The organism is Streptomyces sp. NPDC038213 (assembly GCF_055600495.1).
The window spans coordinates 157,248-176,319 of sequence record NZ_JBVJYM010000001.1 but is presented as its reverse complement, the minus strand read 5'-3'; the positions used below and the strand labels follow the sequence as shown (position 1 = coordinate 176,319).

Genomic DNA, 19,072 nt, shown 5'->3' with positions numbered 1-19,072 from the left:
GACCATGAGCCACGAGCAGCAGAGTTTCGAGACCCGCGCCATTCATGCGGGCAACACGGCGGACCCGCTCACCGGTGCGGTCGTCCCCCCGATCTACCAGGTCTCCACGTACAAGCAGGACGGTGTCGGCGGTCTGCGCGGCGGCTACGAGTACAGCCGCAGCGCCAACCCCACCCGTACCGCGCTGGAGGAGAACCTCGCCGCGCTGGAGGGCGGCCGCCGCGGCCTCGCCTTCGCCTCGGGCCTGGCGGCCGAGGACTGCCTCCTGCGCACCCTGCTCGCCCCCGGCGACCACGTGGTCATCCCCAACGACGCCTACGGCGGCACCTTCCGCCTGTTCGCGAAGGTCGTCGCCCGCTGGGGCGTGGAGTGGTCGGTGGCCGACACCTCCGACCCGGCGGCGGTACGGGCCGCGGTGACCGGCCGTACGAAGGCGATCTGGGTCGAGACCCCCTCGAACCCGCTCCTCGGGATCAGCGATATCGCGGCCCTCGCGGACGTGGCGCGCACGGCGGGCGCGAAGCTGGTCGTCGACAACACCTTCGCCTCCCCGTACCTCCAGCAGCCGCTGGCGCTGGGCGCGGACGTGGTCGTGCACTCCCTGACGAAGTACATGGGCGGGCACTCCGACGTGGTCGGCGGCGCGCTGGTGACGGCGGACGCGGCCCTCGGCGAGGAGCTGGCCTACCACCAGAACGCCATGGGCGCGGTGGCCGGCCCCTTCGACTCGTGGATCGTGCTGCGCGGCATCAAGACCCTCGCGGTCCGCATGGACCGCCACAGCGAGAACGCCACGCGCGTGGCGGACATGCTGACCCGCCACCCGAAGGTGACCCGCGTGCTCTACCCGGGGCTGCCGGAGCACCCGGGGCACGAGGTCGCCGCCAAGCAGATGCGCTCCTTCGGCGGGATGGTCTCCTTCCGGGTCGCGGGCGGCGAGGAGGCGGCGGTCGAGGTCTGCAACCGCGCACAGCTGTTCACCCTCGGCGAGTCGCTGGGCGGTGTCGAATCCCTGATCGAGCACCCCGGGCGGATGACGCACGCCTCGGTGGCGGGCTCGGAGCTGGAGGTCCCGGCGGACCTGGTGCGCCTGTCCGTGGGCATCGAGAACGCCGACGACCTGATCGCGGACCTGACGCAGGCCCTCGGCTGACGCGTCCCGGCCCGGCGGACCCCGGGCCGACGGATGGGGGAGCATATGGCCATGACGTAGTTCGTACGGCTTATGTGCTCCCCCTTTCCGTCGCCGATTGTTAGGCTCGTGGTTTCGCCCACAGCTGGCGGCTATGTATTCCATGTACCGACGAGGAGCACCTGTGACCCAGACGAGCGAGAGCGTCACCTGGCTGACCCAGGACGCCTACGACCAGCTCAAGGCCGAGCTGGAGTACCTGTCTGGTCCCGCCCGCACCGAGATCGCGGCGAAGATCGCGGCGGCCCGTGAAGAGGGTGACCTGCGGGAGAACGGCGGTTACCACGCCGCCAAGGAGGAGCAGGGCAAGCAGGAGCTGCGGGTCCGGCAGCTGACGCAGCTGCTGGAGAACGCCAAGGTCGGCGAGGCCCCGGAGTCCGACGGCACCGTGGCCCCCGGCACCGTCGTCACCATCGCCTTCGACGGCGACCCGGACGACACGATGTCCTTCCTGCTGGCCTCCCGCGAGTACGCGTCCTCGGACATCGACACGTACTCCCCGCAGTCCCCGCTGGGCAAGGGCGTGGACGGCAAGCGGATCGGCGAGGAGGCCCAGTACGAGCTGCCCAACGGCAAGACGGCGATGGTCAAGATCCTCGACGTGAAGCCGTACACCGGCTGAGCCGGACCGCAGCGCGCACGGATGCCGGTGCCCCCGGACCCCTCGCGGGTCCGGGGGCACCGGCGTACCCGCTGCGGGCGGGCGCCGGACGCCTCACACGGTGGCCGAGCGGTACTTGCGGACGGCCAGGGTCCGGAAGACCACGATGATCACCAGCGACCACAGGACGGATGCGGCCACGGGGTGCTGCATGGGCCACGCGGCCGGTGCCTCGTACCCCGGGGGCAGGTTCCCGAAGAGCTCGCGGGCGGCCTGCACGGTGGCGCTGAAGGGGTTCCACTCCGCGATGTGCCGCAGGAACGTCGGCATGTTGTCGGAGGGGACGAAGGCGTTCGAGATGAACGTCAGCGGGAACAGCCAGATCAGTCCGCCCGAGGTGGCCGCCTCCGGGGTCCGCACGGACAGCCCGATCAGGGCGCCGATCCAGGAGAACGCGTACCCGAGCAGGAGCAGCAGGGCGAAGCCGGCCAGCACCTCCAGGAAGGAGGTGTGGGTGCGCCAGCCCACGATCAGGGCGACCACGGCGAGCACGACCAGGGTGAGCGTGGTCTGCACGAGGTCGGCCAGGGTGCGGCCGGTGAGGACCGCGCCGCGGGCCATCGGCAGGGACCGGAACCGGTCGATCAGGCCCTTGTGCATATCGTCGGCGATGCCCGCGCCGGCGCCGGCGGTGGCGAAGGTGACGGTCTGGGCGAAGATGCCGGCCATCAGGAACTCGCGGTAGGCCTGCGGGGAGGTGTTGCCCTCCACGCTGATCGAGCCGCCGAACACGTAGCTGAACAGCACGACGAACATCACCGGCTGGATCACGCCGAAGATGATCATCTCGGGGATCCGGGACATCCGGATCAGGTTCCGCTTCGCGATCACCAGGGAGTCCGCTACGGACTGGGCGATCCCCCCGCGCGGGCGCGGGGCGGCGGGCTCGGCGGGGGTCGTGGTCGCGGCGGTCACGCGCCGTCCTCCTTCCGGTTCCCGGCCGGGCCCGTGTCCTCGTCCTCCGTGAGGGCGGTCGCATGGCCGGTGAGGGAGATGAACACGTCGTCCAGGGTGGGGCGGCGCAGGCCGATGTCGTCGATCTCGATCCCGCGGGAGTCGAGCTCGCGGATGACCTCGGCGAGGAGCTTGGCCCCGCCGGCGACCGGGACGGTCAGCTTGCGGGTGTGCTCCTCGAGGGTGGCCTCGCCCCTGCCGAAGCCGGCCAGCACCTCGCGGGCGGTGGCGACGTGCCCGCGGTCGTGCACGACGACCTCGACGCGCTCGCCGCCCGTCTGGGCCTTGAGCTGGTCGGACGTGCCGCGGGCGATCACCCTGCCGTGGTCGACCACGCAGATGTCGTGGGCGAGCCGGTCGGCCTCCTCCAGGTACTGGGTGGTGAGCAGGAGGGTGGTGCCGCCCGCGACGAGCTCCTCGATCACGTCCCAGAGGGCCTGCCGGTTGCGCGGGTCGAGGCCGGTGGTCGGCTCGTCCATGAACATCACGGGCGGGCGGACGACCAGGGCCGCGGCCAGGTCGAGGCGGCGGCGCATGCCGCCCGAGTAGGTCTTGGCGGGCCGGTCGGCGGCCTCGGCGAGGTTGAAGCGCTCCAGCAGCTCGCCGGCCCGCACCTTCGCCTCCCGGGCGCGCATCTGGTAGAGCTGGCCGACCATCTGGAGGTTCTCGCGGCCGGTGAGGTACTCGTCCACGGCCGCGAACTGGCCGGACAGCCCGATGGAGCGGCGGACCTCGTTCGGCTGCTTCAGCACGTCGATCCCGGCGACGACCGCGCGGCCGCTGTCGGGCTGGAGGAGCGTGGTCAGGACGCGTACGGTCGTGGTCTTGCCCGCGCCGTTGGGCCCGAGGAGCCCCAGCACGGTGCCCTCGGGGACGTCGAGGTCCACTCCGTCCAGCGCCCGTACCTCGCCGAAGGTCTTCACCAGTCCCTCGGCGTAGATCGCGCCTGGCATAAAGGATCCTCCCCTTGTGAATTGGGTGTTTCCTAGGCAAATCGTATGGGCGCCGCTACTTTCCCGCCCGGCTTTTACGGGAAAGGAGGCGGGGGAGTGGTGGAGGAGGCGGACGGGTCGGACGGGTCGGACGGGTATCCGGTCGGCCGGGGCGGCCGGGTCAGGACATGACCTGGTATCCCGCCGCGTGCAGCGACCGCGCGACCTCCGCGCAGTGCTCCGGGCCCTTGGTCTCCAGGTGCAGCTCCACCTCCACCTCGGTCAGGCCCAGCCGCGGATCGGTCCGCACGTGGCTCACGTCGAGGACGTTCGCGTCCACCGTCGACAGCACCCCCAGCAGCCCCGCCAGGGCCCCGGGCCGGTCCGCGACCCGCAGCCGCAGCGAGAGGTAGCGGCCCGCGGAGGCCATGCCGTGGCGCAGGATCCGCTGGAGGAGGAGCGGGTCCACGTTCCCGCCGGACAGGACAGCGACCACCGGCCCGCCGCCGAACCGCTCCGGCTCGGCGAGCAGGGCCGCGACCGGACTGCACCCGGCCGGCTCGACCAGCAGCTTCGCCCGCTCCAGGCACAGCAGCAGCGCCGTCGACAGCGCGTCCTCGCCGACGGTCACCACCTCGTCCAGCAGCTCCGAGATGATCTTGAACGGTACGTCCCCGGGCCGGCCGACCTTGATCCCGTCGGCCATGGTCGCCGGCGCGTCCACGGACACCGGGTGGCCCGCGGACAGCGAGGGCGGGTACGCGGCCGCGCCCGCGGCCTGCACCCCGACCACCCGCACGTCCGGGCGCAGCGCCTTCACCGCCACCGCGATCCCGGCGGCCAGGCCGCCCCCGCCCACGCCCACGACGATGGTGCGCACCTCCGGGCACTGCTCCAGGACCTCCAGGCCGACGGTGCCCTGGCCCGCGATGATGTCGTGGTGGTCGAAGGGGTGGATGAACACCGCCCCGGTGCTCTCCGCGTACTCCTGCGCGGCGGCCAGGGTCTCGTCGACGACCGTGCCGTGCAGGCGGACCTCGGCGCCGTAGTCGCGGGTCGCGGCCACCTTCGGCAGCGGGGCCCCGGCCGGCATGAACACGGTGGACCGCACCCCCAGCAGGGAGGACGCCAGCGCCACGCCCTGCGCGTGGTTGCCCGCACTGGCCGCGACCACCCCGAAGGCCCGCTGCACCGGCGTGAGGCCGGCGATGCGCACGTACGCGCCGCGCAGCTTGAAGGACCCGGTGCGCTGGAGGTTCTCGCACTTCAGGTGCACCGGGGAGCCGACGAGCGAGGAGAGGTGGCGGCTGCCCTCCATCGGGGTCACCCGGGCGATCCCGGACAGCATCTTCTGGGCTCCCCGGACGTCGTCGATGATCACCGAAGGGAGGGGGGTGGGCCGTGCGTAGCTCATGCCGCCAGTCTCCCAGCCGTCCCGCCCCGCGGCGCGCGCCGCGAGTGCGGAGCGGGTGCGGAAGGGGCCGGTCGTGCCCGGTCGTGCCCGGTTGCGGGCACGGCTGCGCGTACCGGTACGAGGCTCCAACAGCCCCTTCCCGTGCGGCAAAACGTGCCGTACCTACGGAGTTTCCACAGGATTGCCCGCGGGAGGTACGGGTCGCAGCCGCGCCGCGTACTCTGTCCCCCAACCTTGTCCCCCGCAGTATGAAGAGAGCCCCTGGCCATGCCCTCCTCCCCGGCCCACCCCGACGTGCCTGCGGCCGCCGAAGCCGGCCTCCTCGACGCACTCCAGCACCAGGTGGCGGTCTTCGCCCGCCGTGCCGAGCAGACCCGGCTGGGCGGTGTCGGCCAGGCCCGCAACTCCATGGACCGCGCCGCGTACCTGCTGCTCAACCGGCTGGACCTGGAGGGCCCGATGGGCGTGAAGGCGCTGGCCGCGGGCATGGGCATCGACTCCTCGACCGTGACCCGGCAGGTCGCCCCGCTGGTGGACACCGGCCTGGTCAAGCGCACCTCGCACCCGGAGGACGGCCGTGCGGTGGTCCTCGCGCTCTCCCCGCGCGGACTGGCCCGCCTGGAGGAGGTGCGGTCCTCGCGCCGCGCGCTGATGGCCCAGGTGACCGAGGACTGGTCGGAGGACGAGCGCGAGTCCTTCACCACGCTCCTCACCCGCTTCAACCTCTCCCTGGCCGAGCGCATGGGCGCCGCCCCCTCCGACCCCCAGGACCAGCCGCAGCCCTCCTGACCACTGGTCGACGGCCCTCCCGATCACCCTCGCTCCAGACCCTTGACCAACCCTCCCCGGCTCCCGCCCAATGGGGGCGTGACGGTACGGGGGAGCGGCCACCAGGGCCGCCGGCAGGACCAGGGGCGCCGGGGCCGCCCCTACGGTGAACGCAGGGCCCGCGAAGGGGAGTTCGCGGCCTTCGTCGCCGGCGCCGCCCCCCGGCTGCTGCACGCCGCGACCCTGCTGACCACCGAGCCCGCCGCGGCCAACCCGGCCGCCCGCACCCTCCTGCGCGACGCCCTGGCCCGCACGTACTCCCGGTGGGACCGGCTCCGCGGCGACGACCCGTACGCCCACACCCGCCAGGAGCTGTGCACGGCCTTCGCCCGCGCCGCCTGGCGCCACCACCGCCCCCGCGGTGGCCCGCTCTCCGGGCTCACACCCCGCCTGCGCCTGGTCCTGGTCCTGCGGCTCTACGAGGGCGTGGCCGAGGAGACGGCCGCAGCCCAGCTGGGCCTGCCGCCGGAGCGCGTCCGCGCGATGTACGCCCGCGCCCTGGCCTCCGTACCCGGCGTGCAGAGGCGGGCCGCATGAGCAGCTCACGCCACCGCGAAACCCAGGTGAGAGCCCTCATGGAGGGCCCCCACCCGCCGGTCCCCCCGGACCTCGCCGCCCAGGCCGCAGCCCGCGGCCACCGCCTCCTGCGCCGCCGCCGCGCCCTGCGCCGCACGGCGTGGCTCCTCCTGGCGGCCGCAGCCACCGCCTTCACCGTCTGGGCCGCCCTGACCGAACCCTGGACCCTTCCCCCGTCCACGATCGCACCATCCGTCGAGGGGCCGTGAGGGGCCGTGAGGGGCCGTGAGGGGCCGTGAGGGGCCGTGAGGGGCCGTGAAGGCGCCCGGAGTGAGCTCCCCGATATCGGGGCAAACGTTCGCATAGGCGATCGGTTCCTCCAGGGGCTGTCACATAGGGCGCAGAAAAGTCCTGTTCAAGGTCCGGACCTGCACCGCATACTCGGCTGACTTTGATCGATTTGCAGCCGTGCGGCTGTTGCACCCCGGTAGGTAGCCCCGCATGACCACGCCCACTCCGCGCCGCCGCGGCGCCCTGCGCCGCCCGCTGACGGCGCTCCTCGCCCTGGCCTTCCCCGCGGCGGCCCTGACCGCCGTCGCCCCGGCCGCCGCCGCGGCCGACCCGGCCGTCACCACCGTCACCGAGGCGGACGGCTCGGCGCTCGCGCTGCGGTACCCGGCCCGCAAGCCCGTCGCGCTCAAGCTGGGCAGCACGGCCGCGAAGCTCTCCGGCTTCTGCTGGGTGACCAACCGGCCCCTGCCCACGGGCGCCAAGCCCTGTGAGGGCGGCACCTGGACGCCGGTCGCGGCTGGCGAGCGCAGCGCCCTGATCACCGTGACACCGGTGTCCTATCCGGGCGACTCGCTCAGCGTGCTCGCGTACGACACGGCCGGCAACCCGGTCCCGAGCACCCAGCAGGACTTCCGGATCGGCACCGCGGCCCCCGAGTTCGTCTACGCGCCCGGCCGCACCCCCGCCGACGGCCGCCCGCACGGCGACCTGCACGGGGACCTCAACGGAGACGGCTTCGCCGACCTGGTCGCCACCGACAAGGCCGGGAAGCTGCTCTTCTACGCGGGCAACGGGACCGGCAGGGTCAAGGCGGGCGTCGCGGTCGGCGGCAGCGGCTGGGGCGGCGCGCTCGTGGCCCACGGGGGCGACTTCACCGGCCTGAAGGGCGGAGCTCCGGACGGCTACGAGGACTTCGTGGTCCGCCTCGCCAACGGCAGGCTCCGCCTCTTCCCGGGCGACGGCCTGGGCTCCCCCTGGTCGTACGCCCGGCGGGACCTCGCCACGGGCTGGTCCGGGGTGAGCGCGCTGCTCAGCCCCGGGGACCTGGACCGGCGCACCGACAGCGGGTACGCGAAGGGCCGCGACCTGCTCACCGTCGAATGCGCGGTGAAGGGGGCCACCACCTGCACGGACTCCGGTCTGTACCTGTATGCCGGCCGGACCCTCGCCGACGGCTCCGCGCACCAGGCGGCGCCCTTCGACCTCGCCCGCCGCACCGCCGTCAGCCCCTCCGGCTGGAAGAACGCCACCGTCCTGGCCGTCGGCGACCAGAACGGCGACAAGGTGCCCGACCTGCTGACCCGGGACAAGACCACGGGCGCGCTCCACCTCCACCCGGGCCGGGTCGCGCGCGGGGCCTTCACCCTCGGCGCCCGCACCGCCTACGGCGCCGCGCGCCTGTCCGCCGCCCACCGCCCGCTGCTGGCCTCCCCCGGCAATGCGCAGGGCACCGTGGTGACGGCCTCCTACAGCGATCCGGACGGCGGCCAGGTCACGTACCGCCGCTTCCAGCCCAAGGCGGGCGACGCGGCCGGAGACCTGTGGGCGACCACCCCGGCGAGCGCCACCCTGAAGGTCGGCTACGTCGACGCCGCGGGGACCGCGGCCACCCGCACCTGCCCGACCGGCTGCCTGCTCTTCTACCCGGGCGCGGCGACCGCCCCCCGCCTGCCGCAGCTCGTGGGCACGGGTGGCTGGGGCACCGCGATCACCGGGATCTTCTGATCCGGTCCGGGCCCCGGTCGGCGGCCGCTGCCGGCCGGGGTCAGCGGGACTGGCAGCCGACCAGTTCGACGGTGGTGGCGCGGGAGGTGGTCTTGAGGGTGACGAGTTCGTCGATGCGCTTGCTGTTCGCGTCGAAGGGGAAGTCCGCGCGGCCGACGTCGCCGTGGTCGACGTCCTGGGCGTTGAGGGTGCAGGTGCCCTTCGCCGCCGGGTCCGACTTGCGGACCTCCAGGTGGACCTCGACCTCCGAGTCGGAGACCACCTGGAACTTGATCACCTCGCCGCTGACCGTCTGGCCGCCCACGTAGTCGTAGCCGAACCAGCCGACCAGGGCCAGCAGGCCGACGCCGAGGACCGAGCCGACGATCTTGAGGTTGCGGTCGGCGCGCTCGTCCGCCGACCGCCCGTAGCGGCCCTCGGGGAGGCTCTCGCGTACCGCGTCCATCGACTGTCCTCTCACAGGTGGGCTCGTCCCGGGGACCACCTGCACCACCAGGCACTTCCCGATCAGCCGGGCACTTCCGGATTGCGGACATGTGGCCCGCCGGAATTTTCGGCCCCCCGGTTCGGTCACTATAGAAGCCCGTCCACACCGCTCATCACCGAGGGATCGAGTCTTGACTGAGCAGCTTCGACTGATGGCCGTCCACGCCCACCCCGACGACGAGTCGAGCAAGGGCGCGGCCACCATGGCCAAGTACGTGTCCGAGGGAGTGGACGTGCTCGTCGTGACCTGCACCGGCGGGGAACGCGGCTCGATCCTCAACCCCAAACTGCAGGGCGACAAGTACATCGAGGAGAACATCCACGAGGTCCGCCGCAAGGAGATGGACGAGGCCCGCGCCATCCTGGGCGTCAAGCAGGAATGGCTCGGGTACGTCGACTCCGGCCTGCCCGAGGGCGACCCGCTGCCCCCGCTCCCCGAGGGCTGCTTCGCCCTGGAGGACGTGGACCGCGCGGCCGGCTCGCTGGTGCGCTCCATCCGCTCCTTCCGCCCGCACGTCATCACCACGTACGACGAGAACGGCGGGTACCCGCACCCCGACCACATCATGACCCACAAGATCACGATGGTGGCCTTCGAGGGCTCTGCCGACGCGGAGAAGTACCCCGAGGCGGAGTTCGGGCCGGTCCACCAGGCGCAGAAGGTCTACTACAACCAGGGCTTCAACAAGCCGCGCACCCTCGCCCTGCACGAAGGGCTGCTGGAGCGGGGCATGGAGTCGCCGTACGGGGAGTGGATCAAGCGCTGGGAGGAGTTCGGGCGCAACGAGCGGACGCTGACCACGTACGTGCCGTGCGGGGAGTACTTCGAGATCCGTGACAAGGCTCTCATCGCGCACGCCACGCAGATCGACCCCGACGGGGGCTGGTTCCGCGTACCGCTGGAGATCCAGAAGGAGATCTGGCCCACGGAGGAGTACGAGCTCGTGAAGTCGCTCGTGCCGACATCCCTCCCCGAGGACGACCTCTTCGCGGGCATCCGGGAGAATGCGTAGCCATGAGCGCTACTCACGCACTGATCCAGCTCGTCCCGCTGGCGGGGGACACCTTCGACAAGAACAAGGTGACCCCCGGCATCCTCGGGTTCATCGTCTTCGCGGCCCTTGCGGTGGGTGTGTGGGCGCTGATGAAGTCGATGAACCGGCACATGGGGCGGGTCAACTTCGAAGAGGTCCCTGAGGGTGGGGCCGGGGCCGGTGCGGGTGCGGGTGCGGGTGCCGCGGCTGCGGCGGCCGGACCGACCCCGCCGAAGCCGTCCGCTTCCTGACCCTGGGGGTCGGGTTCCGGTTCCGCTGCGCGGGGCCTCTTCCCCACCCCGCCCCTTCCCGTTCCTGGGGCTCCGCCCCAGACCCCGCGCCTCAAACGCCGGCGAGGCTGGGATTTGCTGCGCAAATCCAGCCCGCGCGGCGTTTGAGCGCACCGGGCGCGGAGCGTACGGCCTGGGGGTCCGGGGGCTTGCCCCCCGGTATCGGGAAGGAGGGGGTCCCCCCGGACGGAGTCTGGGGGAGGGTCGGGGAGAGCTCCGCGCAGCGGCCCGACTGCCCCCGCCCTACCCCGCCCCCACCACATCCCGCGCGTGCCGGCCGGGCGTCAGGCGGAGGGTCCAGGCGGGCCAGTCCGGGGACGGGGAAGGGTCCCGGGCCAGGAGGACGGCGTAGGCGTCGACCGCGTCCGCAAGGACCCCGTCCCGCGCCCCGTGCGGCGAAGCCGCCAGCGCGGCGAGTTCCGCGCGCGCCGCCGCGACCCCGGCGGCCACCCCCTCCGCCGCCGTGTACGGCAGCAGCGTGCACCGCAGGAACCGCGCCCAGTCCCCGCCCCGCGCATCCCCGTACGACCCGAACAGCGCCACCGCCTCGTCGCACAGCGCCTCCGCCTGCCCGAGCCGCGCGTTCCCCGCGTCGATCACCGCGAGCTCCAGGCAGGTCCACGCCTCCCCGTGCGCCAGCCCGATCCGGTGGAAGTCGGCCCGCGCGTCGACGAGCAGCTGCCGCGCGAAACCGGAGTTGCGCAGGTTGCCGGTCTGCGCGGCCCGCAGGTCCCGGGTCAGCCGACCCGAGTGGTGCCGCGCGCAGGCCAGCCCGTACACGTCCCGCATCCGCGAGAACATGGTCCGGGCCCGCTCCAGCTCCCGTACCGCCTGGTCGCGCCGGCCGTGCTCCTCCAGCGCCTGCCCCAGGTAGTACCGCGTCCAGGCCTCGCCCCGCGCGTCCTCCGCCTCCTCGTGCCGGGCCAGCGCCGCCCGCAGCCCCTCCTCCGCCGGGCCCGGGTCCCCGGCCACCAGCCGGGCCCGCGCCAGCTCCGTCAGCGCCCAGGCCTCCGCCCGCGCGTCCCGGGTCCGGCCCGCCAGTTCCAGGGCCCGCCGCAGCTCGCCCTCGGCCGCCGGTACGTCGCCCAGCCGCACGTACACCTGGCCCAGGTGGAAGTGCGCCCAGCCCTCGCCGTGCAGGGACTCGTTCTCCCGGTGCAGCTCCAGCGCCCGGCCCAGGAGCGAGCGCGCCTCGCCCAGCAGGGCCCGGTCGCGCTCCACCGCCGCCAGCGCGTGCAGGGTCCAGCCGCGGTCGCCGGCCAGCTCCTCGGCCGCCTGGAGGTCCAGCGCCTCGCGCAGTTTCGCCGCCGCCTCCCGCAGCTGCCCCTGGTGGTGCAGGGTGATGCCGAGCGAGCACAGCGCCCGCGCCGCCCCCGCCTCGTGCTGCGCCTCCATGTACAGGTCCACCACGGACGTCAGCGTGGAGCGCGCCTTGTCCAGCTCGCCCAGCTGGCGGGCCGCGATGCCCGTGCGCCACTGCACCGAACGCGCCAGCAGCCCCTGGTCCACCGCCTGCGTGAGCTCGTTGATCTCGCCGAGCCGGTACAGGTCCCCGCGCAGCAGGCAGTAGTCGCACAGGGCGCCCAGCAGGTCGAGCACGGCCCGCTGGTCCACGCCCTGCGCATGGCGCAGCGCCGCCGTGATGAAGCTGGACTCCTCGTCCAGCCAGCGCAGCGCCGCGTCGAGCGAGGAGAAACCGTGCCCGCCGAACTGGTCCGCGCGCGTGGACCGCTTCCCGTCGACCATCCGGATCACCGCGTCCGCGAGCTGCGCGTACGTACGGATCAGCCGCTCCTGTGCGGCCGCGACCTCCGTGCTGTCCTCCTCCGCGAGCAGCTTCACCGCCGCGTACGCGCGCACCGCGTCGTGCAGCCGGTACCGCTCCCCGCGCACCCGGTCCACGAGCCCTGCCCGCGCCAGCCCGGCCAGCAGCCGCAGCGCCTCCGGCTCCTCCGTCTCCGCGAGCGCCGCCGCGGCGGCCGCGCCCAGCGAGACCCGGCCCGCGAGCGGCAGCCGGCGCAGCAGCCGGCGCGCGGGCTCCTGGAGGTGCGCGTACGACAGGTCGAGCGCGCGCTCGGTCACGTCCAGCGAGCCCAGCCGCTCGGCGAGGTGCACCTCGAAGCGGCGCGCCGAGTGCGTGCCCAGCAGGGGGCCCGTCAGCCGCAGGGCCAGCGGCAGCCCGCCCGTGAACCGGAAGATCGAGGCCAGCGCCTCCTCGTCGTACACGCTGCCGCGGGCGTCCTCGACCGCCGTCCGCAGCACGGACTCGGCCTCCCCGGCGGGCAGCGGTGCCACCTCCAGGTGGTGCACCCACGCCGGGGTGTCCGCCGGGAGCTCCAGCCGCTCCCGCGCTGTCACCAGCACCAGGCTGTCCGAGCGCTCCGGCACCAGCAGCCGCACCTGCGCCGCGTCCACCGCATCGTCCAGCACCACCGTCACCGGCAGCCCCTGGAGGTGCTGGTGGTACAGCTCCGCCAGCCTGCGCACCTGCTGCTCCGCGGAGGAGCGCTCCCGGAACAGCAGCTGTTCGCGCGGTGCACCGAGCCGGTTCAGCAGGTGCAGCAGCGCCTCGCGGGTCGGCAGCGGAACCTCCCCGCTCAGCTCCCCGCCGCGCAGGTCCACCACGCAGGCCCCGCGGAACTGGTCCCGCAGCCGGTGCGCCGCCCGCACGGCCAGCGCGGTACGGCCCACACCGGGCTCCCCGTACAGCACCACGACCACCGGGCGGGTCTGCGTACTCGCCCGCGCCGCCTGCACCCACTGCACGATCCGCGCCAGCTCGTCCCGGCGGCCCGCGAACGGCCCCACCGGCTCGGGCAACTGCCCGAACGACTGCTCCAGCACACTCCGCCGCCGCGCCGCCGCACTCCGGTCGGCCCCGCGCAGCCGCGGCAGCCCACCGCCGCCGCCCTGGCCGGAAGCGGACCCGGACCCGGCTCCGAACCTGGACGCGGACCCGGACCGGGAACCCGCTTCGACGCCCGCACCTCCGCCCGCCGCCGCCGCCCGCTCCCCGCCCCGGGCCCCCGGCAGCAGCCCGCCGCCGGAGTACCCGCCCGCAGACCCGTCCGCCCCGCCGCCGGCCGGAGCCCCGGCACCTGCCCCGGCCGCCGCCGCGCCCCCCGCCCCCGCCGTCGTACGTCTCGCCACCGGAACCGGCCGCGCCGCCGCCACCGCCCGCTCCTGGTCCAGGAACGGCCGTACGCCCCGCACCTCCAGCGCCGTCAGCCACTGCAGCCTCAGCTGCTCCGAACCCCCGGGCTGGCTCAGCGCCCCCGCCCGCCGGTGCGCCGCGGGCCAGTGCGACGCGGTCACCTTCGCGACGGTCGCCGCCGCCCCGGCCACGGCCACCACCGCACCGGCGCCCAGCGCCGGCCCCGTGTCCATGCCCAGCGCCAGGTCCGCCCCGAAGGCCGCCACCGCGGCCACCGCCGTCACCAGCGCCGCCGTCGAGGCGTTCCCGCGCCGGAAGGCCTCCGCGATGGACTCCTCCCCGGCCGCCGCCTCGTCGAGCGCCCGCGTCCAGGCCGCGTACTCGGGCCCGGCGGCGGCCGCCATCCCGTCCAGCGCCTCCCGCGCCCGCGCGAGCAGCACCCCGTGCTCCACCCGCCCCCCGGACCGCCGCACCTCCTCGGCCACGGCCCGCTCCACCACCCGCTCGGCTTCCCCGCGATGCACGTCCCGCATCCGCATCCCCTCCGCCGCTCAGCCCGTCCGGAAGCACCAGTCTCCAGAGGGATACCCCTCAGCGCAGCGAATCCTGTGCACAACCAACGGAGTTGAGGAACTCCAGAGCTTTCGGGCCCGGGCGCCGCCGTCCGCCATGTGGGGCACGGACGTACGGCCCGGAGGGGTGGGGCGGGGGCCGTGCGGCAGGATGGCACCCATGCCGAATCGCCTTGCTGACGAGACCTCCCCCTATCTGCTCCAGCACGCCGACAACCCGGTCGAGTGGTGGCCCTGGTCGCCCGAGGCGTTCGCGGAGGCGCGGGAGCGGGGGGTGCCGGTGCTGCTCAGTGTCGGGTACTCCAGCTGCCACTGGTGCCACGTCATGGCGCACGAGTCGTTCGAGGACGAGCTGTCCGCCGCCTACATGAACGAGCACTTCGTGAACGTGAAGGTCGACCGGGAGGAGCGGCCCGACGTCGATGCCGTGTACATGGAGGCGGTGCAGGCGGCCACCGGGCAGGGGGGGTGGCCGATGACCGTGTTCATGACGGCCGAGGGGGAGCCCTTCTACTTCGGTACGTACTTCCCGCCCGAGCCGCGCCACGGGATGCCCTCCTTCATGCAGGTGCTCGAAGGGGTGCGGACCGCCTGGGAGGGGCGGCGCGGGGAGGTCGCCGAGGTGGCCGGGCGGATCGTGCGGGACCTGGCGGGGCGGCGGCTGGACTACGGGAAGGCGCAGGTGCCCGGGGCCGAGGAGGCCGCGGCGGCGCTGCTCGGGCTGACGCGGGAGTACGACACCCGCAGCGGCGGGTTCGGCGGCGCGCCCAAGTTCCCGCCGTCCATGGTGGTCGAGTTCCTGCTGCGCCACCACGCCCGCACGGGCTCCGAGGGGGCGCTGCAGATGGCGGCCGACACCTGTGAGGCCATGGCGCGCGGCGGGATCTACGACCAGCTCGGGGGCGGTTTCGCGCGGTACTCCGTGGATGCGGAGTGGGTGGTGCCGCACTTCGAGAAGATGCTCTACGACAACGCCCTGCTGTGCCGGGCCTACGCGCACCTGTGGCGGACCACCGGATCCGCTACCGCGCGCCGGGTGGCCCTGGAGACGGCGGACTTCATGGTGCGGGAGCTGCGGACCGGTGAGGGAGGGTTCGCGTCCGCGCTCGATGCCGACAGCGAGGACCCGGCGAGCGGGAGGCACGTCGAGGGGGCGTACTACGCCTGGACGCCCGCGCAGCTGCGCGAGGTGCTGGGCGAGGCGGACGGGGAGCTGGCCGCGGGCCTGTTCGGGGTGACGGAGGAGGGCACCTTCGAGCACGGCTCCTCGGTGCTGCAGCTCCCGCAGGACGGGCCGGTGGCGGAGGCCGGCCGGGTCGCGGACATCCGCACGCGGCTCCTCGCGGCGCGGGACCTGCGGCCGGCGCCGGGCCGGGACGACAAGGTCGTCGCCGCGTGGAACGGGCTCGCCATCGCCGCGCTCGCCGAGTGCGGCGCCTTCTTCGACCGCCCCGACCTCGTCGAGCGCGCGACCGAGGCCGCCGACCTGCTGGTACGGGTGCACTTCGACGCCTCCGCGGGCCGTGCCCGGCTGGCGCGGACCAGCAGGGACGGCCGGGTCGGGGCCCATGCCGGGGTGCTGGAGGACTACGCCGACGTGGCGGAGGGGTTCCTCGCGCTGGCCTCGGTGACGGGGGAGGGGGTGTGGCTGGAGTTCGCCGGGTTCCTGCTGGACCTCGTACTCGACCGGTTCGCGGCTGAGGACGGGACCCTCTACGACACCGCGCACGACGCCGAGCAGCTGATCCGCCGCCCGCAGGACCCGACCGACAACGCCGCGCCCTCCGGGTGGACGGCCGCGGCCGGAGCGCTGCTGTCGTACGCGGCGCACACCGGGTCGCAGGCGCACCGGACGGCGGCCGAGCGGGCGCTCGGGGTCGTACAGGCCCTGGGTCCGCGGGCCCCGCGGTTCATCGGGTGGGGGCTGGCGGTGACGGAGGCGCTGCTCGACGGGCCGCGGGAGGTCGCCGTGGCCGGGCACCCGCAGGACCCGGCCACGGCGGCCCTGCACCGGACGGCCCTGCTGGGCGCGGCCCCGGGGGCCGTGGTCGCGGTGGGCGCACCGGCCGCGGCGGAGGCCGGGACGGGAGCCGGGACTGGTGGGGCGGGCGCCGAGCCCGAGTTCCCGCTGCTGGCCGGCCGGACCCTCGTGGACGGCGTGCCCGCGGCCTACGTCTGCCGGCACTTCGTCTGCTCGCGGCCGACCACGGACCCCGCCGAGCTGGCGGGCCAGCTGGGACCCGTACGCCCCTGAGGGCGGGCGGAGCGGGGGGCTTCCGCTACGCGTACTGGTGCGCGGCCAGGAAGATGCCCGCGTAGTGGGCCACGAAGGCGGCCAGGGTCAGGGAGTGGAAGACCTCGTGGAAGCCGAAGAAGCGGGGGGAGGGGTCGGGGCGCTTCATGCCGTAGACGACCCCTCCCACGCTGTACAGCAGGCCTCCGGCGACGACCAGGACGAGGACGGCGAGGCCGCCCGTGCGCAGGAAGTCGGGGAGGAAGAAGACCGCCGCCCACCCCATGGCGATGTAGCAGGGGGTGTAGAGCCAGCGCGGGGCGCCGACCCAGAAGACCCGGAAGGCGATGCCCGCCGCGGCGGCGATCCACACCGCCCACAGGAGCGTCCGTCCGGTGGACGGCGGGAGGAGCAGCACCGTCAGCGGGGTATACGTCCCTGCGATGATCAGAAAAATATTGGCGTGGTCCAGCCGCCGCAGCACGGCCTCGCCCCGCGGACCCCAGGTGCCGCGGTGGTAGATCGCGCTCACTCCGAAGAGCAGGCACGCCGTCAGGATGTAGACGCCGCACGCCACCCGGGCCCGCGTGGAATCGGTGAACGCCATCAGGACCAGCCCTGCGACCAGTACCGCGGGGAACATCCCGGCGTGCAGCCAGCCGCGCATCACCGGCTTGGCGGGAGCGAGTGAAGTCATGGCCACATGCTACCTACGGGTCCGTAGGTTTCCGCCCTGCGCCCCGATAGTGCGCTTTACGGAAGATTGACGGAAGTGGCGATGCTCACGTGAGAGGCCCTCTGGACATATGCGCACACGCACCGGATGATCAGATGAGTGCGGTCGACACCGGATGAGCGGAGCGCGCAGCGTCCGGGTCGCAGCCCCCAAGGGGCATACATCTCAAAACCCCTCTACAAGGAGCAATCGTGGCGCGCGACAACGCGGCTCCCACCACCCTTCCGACCGAGCACCAGGAGCTGATCTCCTGGGTGAACGACATCGCGGCGATCACCCAGCCCGACACCATCGTCTGGTGCGACGGATCCGAGGCCGAGTACGAGCGCCTGTGCGGGGAGCTCGTCGAGAAGGGCACCTTCCGCAAGCTCGACCCGGCGAAGCGCCCGAACTCGTACTACGCCGCCTCCGACCCCTCCGACGTCGCGCGCGTCGAGGACCGGACCTTCATCTGCTCCGAGAAGGCCGAGGACGCGGGCCCGACCAACCACTGGAAGGCCCCCGCCGAGATGCGGGAGCTCTTCACGGGTGAGAACGGCATCTTCCACGGCTCCATGAAGGGCCGGACGATGTACGTCGTCCCCTTCTGCATGGGCCCCGTCGGCTCTCCGCTGTCCGCACTCGGCGTCGAGATCACCGACTCCGCCTACGTCGCGGTCGCGATGCGCACCATGACCCGCATGGGCCAGGCCGTCCTCGACGAGCTCGGCACCGACGGGTTCTTCGTCAAGGCCGTCCACACCCTCGGCGCGCCGCTCGCCGAGGGCCAGGAGGACGTGCCGTGGCCCTGCAACACCACCAAGTACATCTCGCATTTCCCCGAGACCCGCGAGATCTGGTCGTACGGCTCCGGCTACGGCGGCAACGCCCTGCTCGGCAAGAAGTGCTACGCCCTGCGCATCGCCTCCGTCATGGCCCGCGACGAGGGCTGGCTCGCCGAGCACATGCTCATCCTCAAGCTCACCCCGCCGCAGGGTGAGGCGCGCTACGTCGCCGCCGCGTTCCCGTCCGCCTGCGGCAAGACCAACCTCGCCATGCTGGAGCCCACGATCCCCGGCTGGACCGTCGAGACCATCGGCGACGACATCGCCTGGATGCGCTTCGGCGAGGACGGCCGCCTCTACGCGATCAACCCCGAGGCCGGCTTCTTCGGCGTCGCCCCCGGCACCGGCGAGCACACCAACGCCAACGCCATGAAGACGATGTACGCGAACACCGTCTTCACCAACGTCGCGCTGACCCCGGACGGCGGCGACGTGTGGTGGGAGGGCATGACCGAGGAGGCGCCCGCCCAGCTCATCGACTGGAAGGGCAACGCCTGGACCCCCGAGTCCGGCACCCCCGCCGCCCACCCGAACGCCCGCTTCGCCGTCCCCGCCGCGCAGTGCCCGACGATCGCCCCCGAGTGGGAGGACCCCAAGGGCGTCCCGGTCTCCGCGATCCTCTTCGGCGGCCGCCGCGCCTCCGCCGTCCCGCTGGTCACCGAGTCCTTCGACTGGAACCACGGCGTCTTCATCGGCTCGAACATCGCCTCCGAGAAGACCGCCGCCGCCGAGGGCAAGGTCGGCGAACTGCGCCGCGACCCCTTCGCCATGCTGCCCTTCTGCGGGTACAACATGGGCGACTACATGGGTCACTGGGTGAAGGTCGGTGCCGACAAGGACCAGGCCAAGCTGCCGAAGATCTACTACGTCAACTGGTTCCGCAAGAACGACGCGGGCAAGTTCGTGTGGCCCGGCTTCGGCGAGAACAGCCGCGTCCTGAAGTGGATCGTCGGCCGCCTCGACGGCACCGCCGAGGGCGTCGAGACCCCCATCGGCGTCCTGCCGACGAAGGACTCCCTCGACCTGGACGGCCTCGACCTGCCGGCCGAGGACCTGGACTTCCTCCTGACCGTCGACAAGGAGGTGTGGCGCGAGGAGGCCGCCCTGGTCCCCGAGCACCTCAACACCTACGGCGACCACACTCCGAAGGAGCTGTGGGACGAGTACCACGCCCTGGTGGAGCGGCTCGGCTAGCACCGGGCCCGCCACCAGCGGCGGAGATAGACGTGG

At 73.4% G+C, this 19,072-nt stretch carries 16 protein-coding genes; 10 read left to right on the top strand and 6 right to left on the bottom strand.

What is annotated here, in order from left to right; genetic code table 11:
- Window positions 1-4: 4 nt before the first annotated feature.
- Window positions 5-1,153: a cystathionine gamma-synthase gene (locus ACZ7JZ_RS00795; RefSeq protein WP_470931743.1), complete on the top strand. Its 1,149-nt coding sequence runs from the start codon at window positions 5-7 to the stop codon at window positions 1,151-1,153.
- A 163-nt stretch (window positions 1,154-1,316) separates the two neighbouring features.
- Entirely contained in the window at window positions 1,317-1,814 is a 498-nt protein-coding gene (greA, locus tag ACZ7JZ_RS00790; RefSeq protein WP_470931741.1) for a transcription elongation factor GreA, read from the top strand.
- A 93-nt stretch (window positions 1,815-1,907) separates the two neighbouring features.
- Here greA and ACZ7JZ_RS00785 read toward each other — a convergent pair whose 3' ends face one another.
- The 3 genes from ACZ7JZ_RS00785 to ilvA form a co-directional block, all read right to left on the bottom strand.
- A complete protein-coding gene (locus ACZ7JZ_RS00785) occupies window positions 1,908-2,768 on the bottom strand; it encodes an ABC transporter permease (RefSeq protein ID WP_470931739.1) in 861 nt (286 codons plus the stop codon).
- The gene (locus ACZ7JZ_RS00780; protein WP_470931737.1) at window positions 2,765-3,760 is read right to left on the bottom strand and encodes an ATP-binding cassette domain-containing protein; all 996 of its coding nucleotides are present in this window, start codon (window positions 3,758-3,760) and stop codon (window positions 2,765-2,767) included. The genes ACZ7JZ_RS00785 and ACZ7JZ_RS00780 overlap by 4 nt, the downstream gene beginning before the upstream one ends.
- Before the next feature lie 160 nt (window positions 3,761-3,920).
- Complete coding sequence (ilvA, locus tag ACZ7JZ_RS00775; RefSeq protein WP_470931735.1) at window positions 3,921-5,153, bottom strand: threonine ammonia-lyase; 1,233 nt, start codon at window positions 5,151-5,153, stop codon at window positions 3,921-3,923.
- A 267-nt stretch (window positions 5,154-5,420) separates the two neighbouring features.
- On the opposite strand from ilvA, the gene ACZ7JZ_RS00770 reads away from it, so the two are divergent.
- The 4 genes from ACZ7JZ_RS00770 (at window position 5,421) to ACZ7JZ_RS00755 (ending at window position 8,513) form a co-directional block, all read left to right on the top strand.
- Window positions 5,421-5,942 carry a MarR family winged helix-turn-helix transcriptional regulator gene (locus ACZ7JZ_RS00770; protein WP_470931733.1) on the top strand — a complete coding sequence of 174 codons (522 nt, stop codon included), beginning with the start codon at window positions 5,421-5,423 and terminating at the stop codon, window positions 5,940-5,942.
- Between the two features lie 78 nt (window positions 5,943-6,020).
- Window positions 6,021-6,518 carry a sigma factor-like helix-turn-helix DNA-binding protein gene (locus ACZ7JZ_RS00765; RefSeq protein WP_470931731.1) on the top strand — a complete coding sequence of 166 codons (498 nt, stop codon included), beginning with the start codon at window positions 6,021-6,023 and terminating at the stop codon, window positions 6,516-6,518.
- Complete coding sequence (locus ACZ7JZ_RS00760; protein ID WP_470931729.1) at window positions 6,515-6,766, top strand: hypothetical protein; 252 nt, start codon at window positions 6,515-6,517, stop codon at window positions 6,764-6,766. The genes ACZ7JZ_RS00765 and ACZ7JZ_RS00760 overlap by 4 nt, the downstream gene beginning before the upstream one ends.
- A 232-nt stretch (window positions 6,767-6,998) precedes the next feature.
- Window positions 6,999-8,513: an FG-GAP repeat domain-containing protein gene (locus tag ACZ7JZ_RS00755; RefSeq protein WP_470931727.1), complete on the top strand. Its 1,515-nt coding sequence runs from the start codon at window positions 6,999-7,001 to the stop codon at window positions 8,511-8,513.
- Window positions 8,514-8,553: 40 nt separating this feature from the next.
- Here the strand turns inward: ACZ7JZ_RS00755 and ACZ7JZ_RS00750 are convergent, their stop codons facing one another.
- Window positions 8,554-8,958, bottom strand: a complete 405-nt coding sequence (locus tag ACZ7JZ_RS00750; protein ID WP_470931725.1) for a DUF4307 domain-containing protein — start codon at window positions 8,956-8,958, stop codon at window positions 8,554-8,556.
- A gap of 172 nt (window positions 8,959-9,130) precedes the next feature.
- Here ACZ7JZ_RS00750 and mca point away from each other — a divergent pair, with 172 nt between their 5' ends.
- Window positions 9,131-10,012 (top strand): mycothiol conjugate amidase Mca, encoded by an 882-nt coding sequence (gene mca, locus ACZ7JZ_RS00745; RefSeq protein ID WP_470931723.1) that lies wholly within the window; start codon window positions 9,131-9,133, stop codon window positions 10,010-10,012.
- A 2-nt stretch (window positions 10,013-10,014) separates the two neighbouring features.
- Window positions 10,015-10,284, top strand: coding sequence for a hypothetical protein (locus ACZ7JZ_RS00740; RefSeq protein WP_470931721.1), 270 nt, complete (start codon window positions 10,015-10,017; stop codon window positions 10,282-10,284).
- A 282-nt stretch (window positions 10,285-10,566) separates the two neighbouring features.
- Here ACZ7JZ_RS00740 and ACZ7JZ_RS00735 read toward each other — a convergent pair whose 3' ends face one another.
- Window positions 10,567-14,010, bottom strand: coding sequence for a tetratricopeptide repeat protein (locus ACZ7JZ_RS00735; RefSeq protein ID WP_470931719.1), 3,444 nt, complete (start codon window positions 14,008-14,010; stop codon window positions 10,567-10,569).
- Window positions 14,011-14,209: 199 nt separating this feature from the next.
- Here ACZ7JZ_RS00735 and ACZ7JZ_RS00730 point away from each other — a divergent pair, with 199 nt between their 5' ends.
- Window positions 14,210-16,303, top strand: coding sequence for a thioredoxin domain-containing protein (locus ACZ7JZ_RS00730; protein WP_470931717.1), 2,094 nt, complete (start codon window positions 14,210-14,212; stop codon window positions 16,301-16,303).
- Between the two features lie 25 nt (window positions 16,304-16,328).
- Here the strand turns inward: ACZ7JZ_RS00730 and trhA are convergent, their stop codons facing one another.
- Entirely contained in the window at window positions 16,329-16,979 is a 651-nt protein-coding gene (gene trhA, locus ACZ7JZ_RS00725) for a PAQR family membrane homeostasis protein TrhA (protein ID WP_470931715.1), read from the bottom strand.
- Between the two features lie 230 nt (window positions 16,980-17,209).
- Here trhA and ACZ7JZ_RS00720 point away from each other — a divergent pair, with 230 nt between their 5' ends.
- Complete coding sequence (locus ACZ7JZ_RS00720; protein ID WP_470931713.1) at window positions 17,210-19,036, top strand: phosphoenolpyruvate carboxykinase (GTP); 1,827 nt, start codon at window positions 17,210-17,212, stop codon at window positions 19,034-19,036.
- The last annotated feature ends 36 nt before the right edge of the window (window positions 19,037-19,072 follow it).

What these genes read in the sequence shown, in the direction of transcription:
- ACZ7JZ_RS00750 (WP_470931725.1), bottom strand. Translation starts at nt 8,958, where the DNA reads ATGGACGCGGTACGCGAGAGCCTCCCCGAGGGCCGCTACGGGCGGTCG.
- ilvA (WP_470931735.1), bottom strand. Translation starts at nt 5,153, where the DNA reads ATGAGCTACGCACGGCCCACCCCCCTCCCTTCGGTGATCATCGACGAC.
- trhA (WP_470931715.1), bottom strand. Translation starts at nt 16,979, where the DNA reads ATGACTTCACTCGCTCCCGCCAAGCCGGTGATGCGCGGCTGGCTGCAC.
- ACZ7JZ_RS00770 (WP_470931733.1), top strand. Translation starts at nt 5,421, where the DNA reads ATGCCCTCCTCCCCGGCCCACCCCGACGTGCCTGCGGCCGCCGAAGCC.
- ACZ7JZ_RS00755 (WP_470931727.1), top strand. Translation starts at nt 6,999, where the DNA reads ATGACCACGCCCACTCCGCGCCGCCGCGGCGCCCTGCGCCGCCCGCTG.
- ACZ7JZ_RS00795 (WP_470931743.1), top strand. Translation starts at nt 5, where the DNA reads ATGAGCCACGAGCAGCAGAGTTTCGAGACCCGCGCCATTCATGCGGGC.
- ACZ7JZ_RS00780 (WP_470931737.1), bottom strand. Translation starts at nt 3,760, where the DNA reads ATGCCAGGCGCGATCTACGCCGAGGGACTGGTGAAGACCTTCGGCGAG.
- ACZ7JZ_RS00760 (WP_470931729.1), top strand. Translation starts at nt 6,515, where the DNA reads ATGAGCAGCTCACGCCACCGCGAAACCCAGGTGAGAGCCCTCATGGAG.
- ACZ7JZ_RS00735 (WP_470931719.1), bottom strand. Translation starts at nt 14,010, where the DNA reads ATGCGGGACGTGCATCGCGGGGAAGCCGAGCGGGTGGTGGAGCGGGCC.
- ACZ7JZ_RS00740 (WP_470931721.1), top strand. Translation starts at nt 10,015, where the DNA reads ATGAGCGCTACTCACGCACTGATCCAGCTCGTCCCGCTGGCGGGGGAC.
- ACZ7JZ_RS00730 (WP_470931717.1), top strand. Translation starts at nt 14,210, where the DNA reads ATGCCGAATCGCCTTGCTGACGAGACCTCCCCCTATCTGCTCCAGCAC.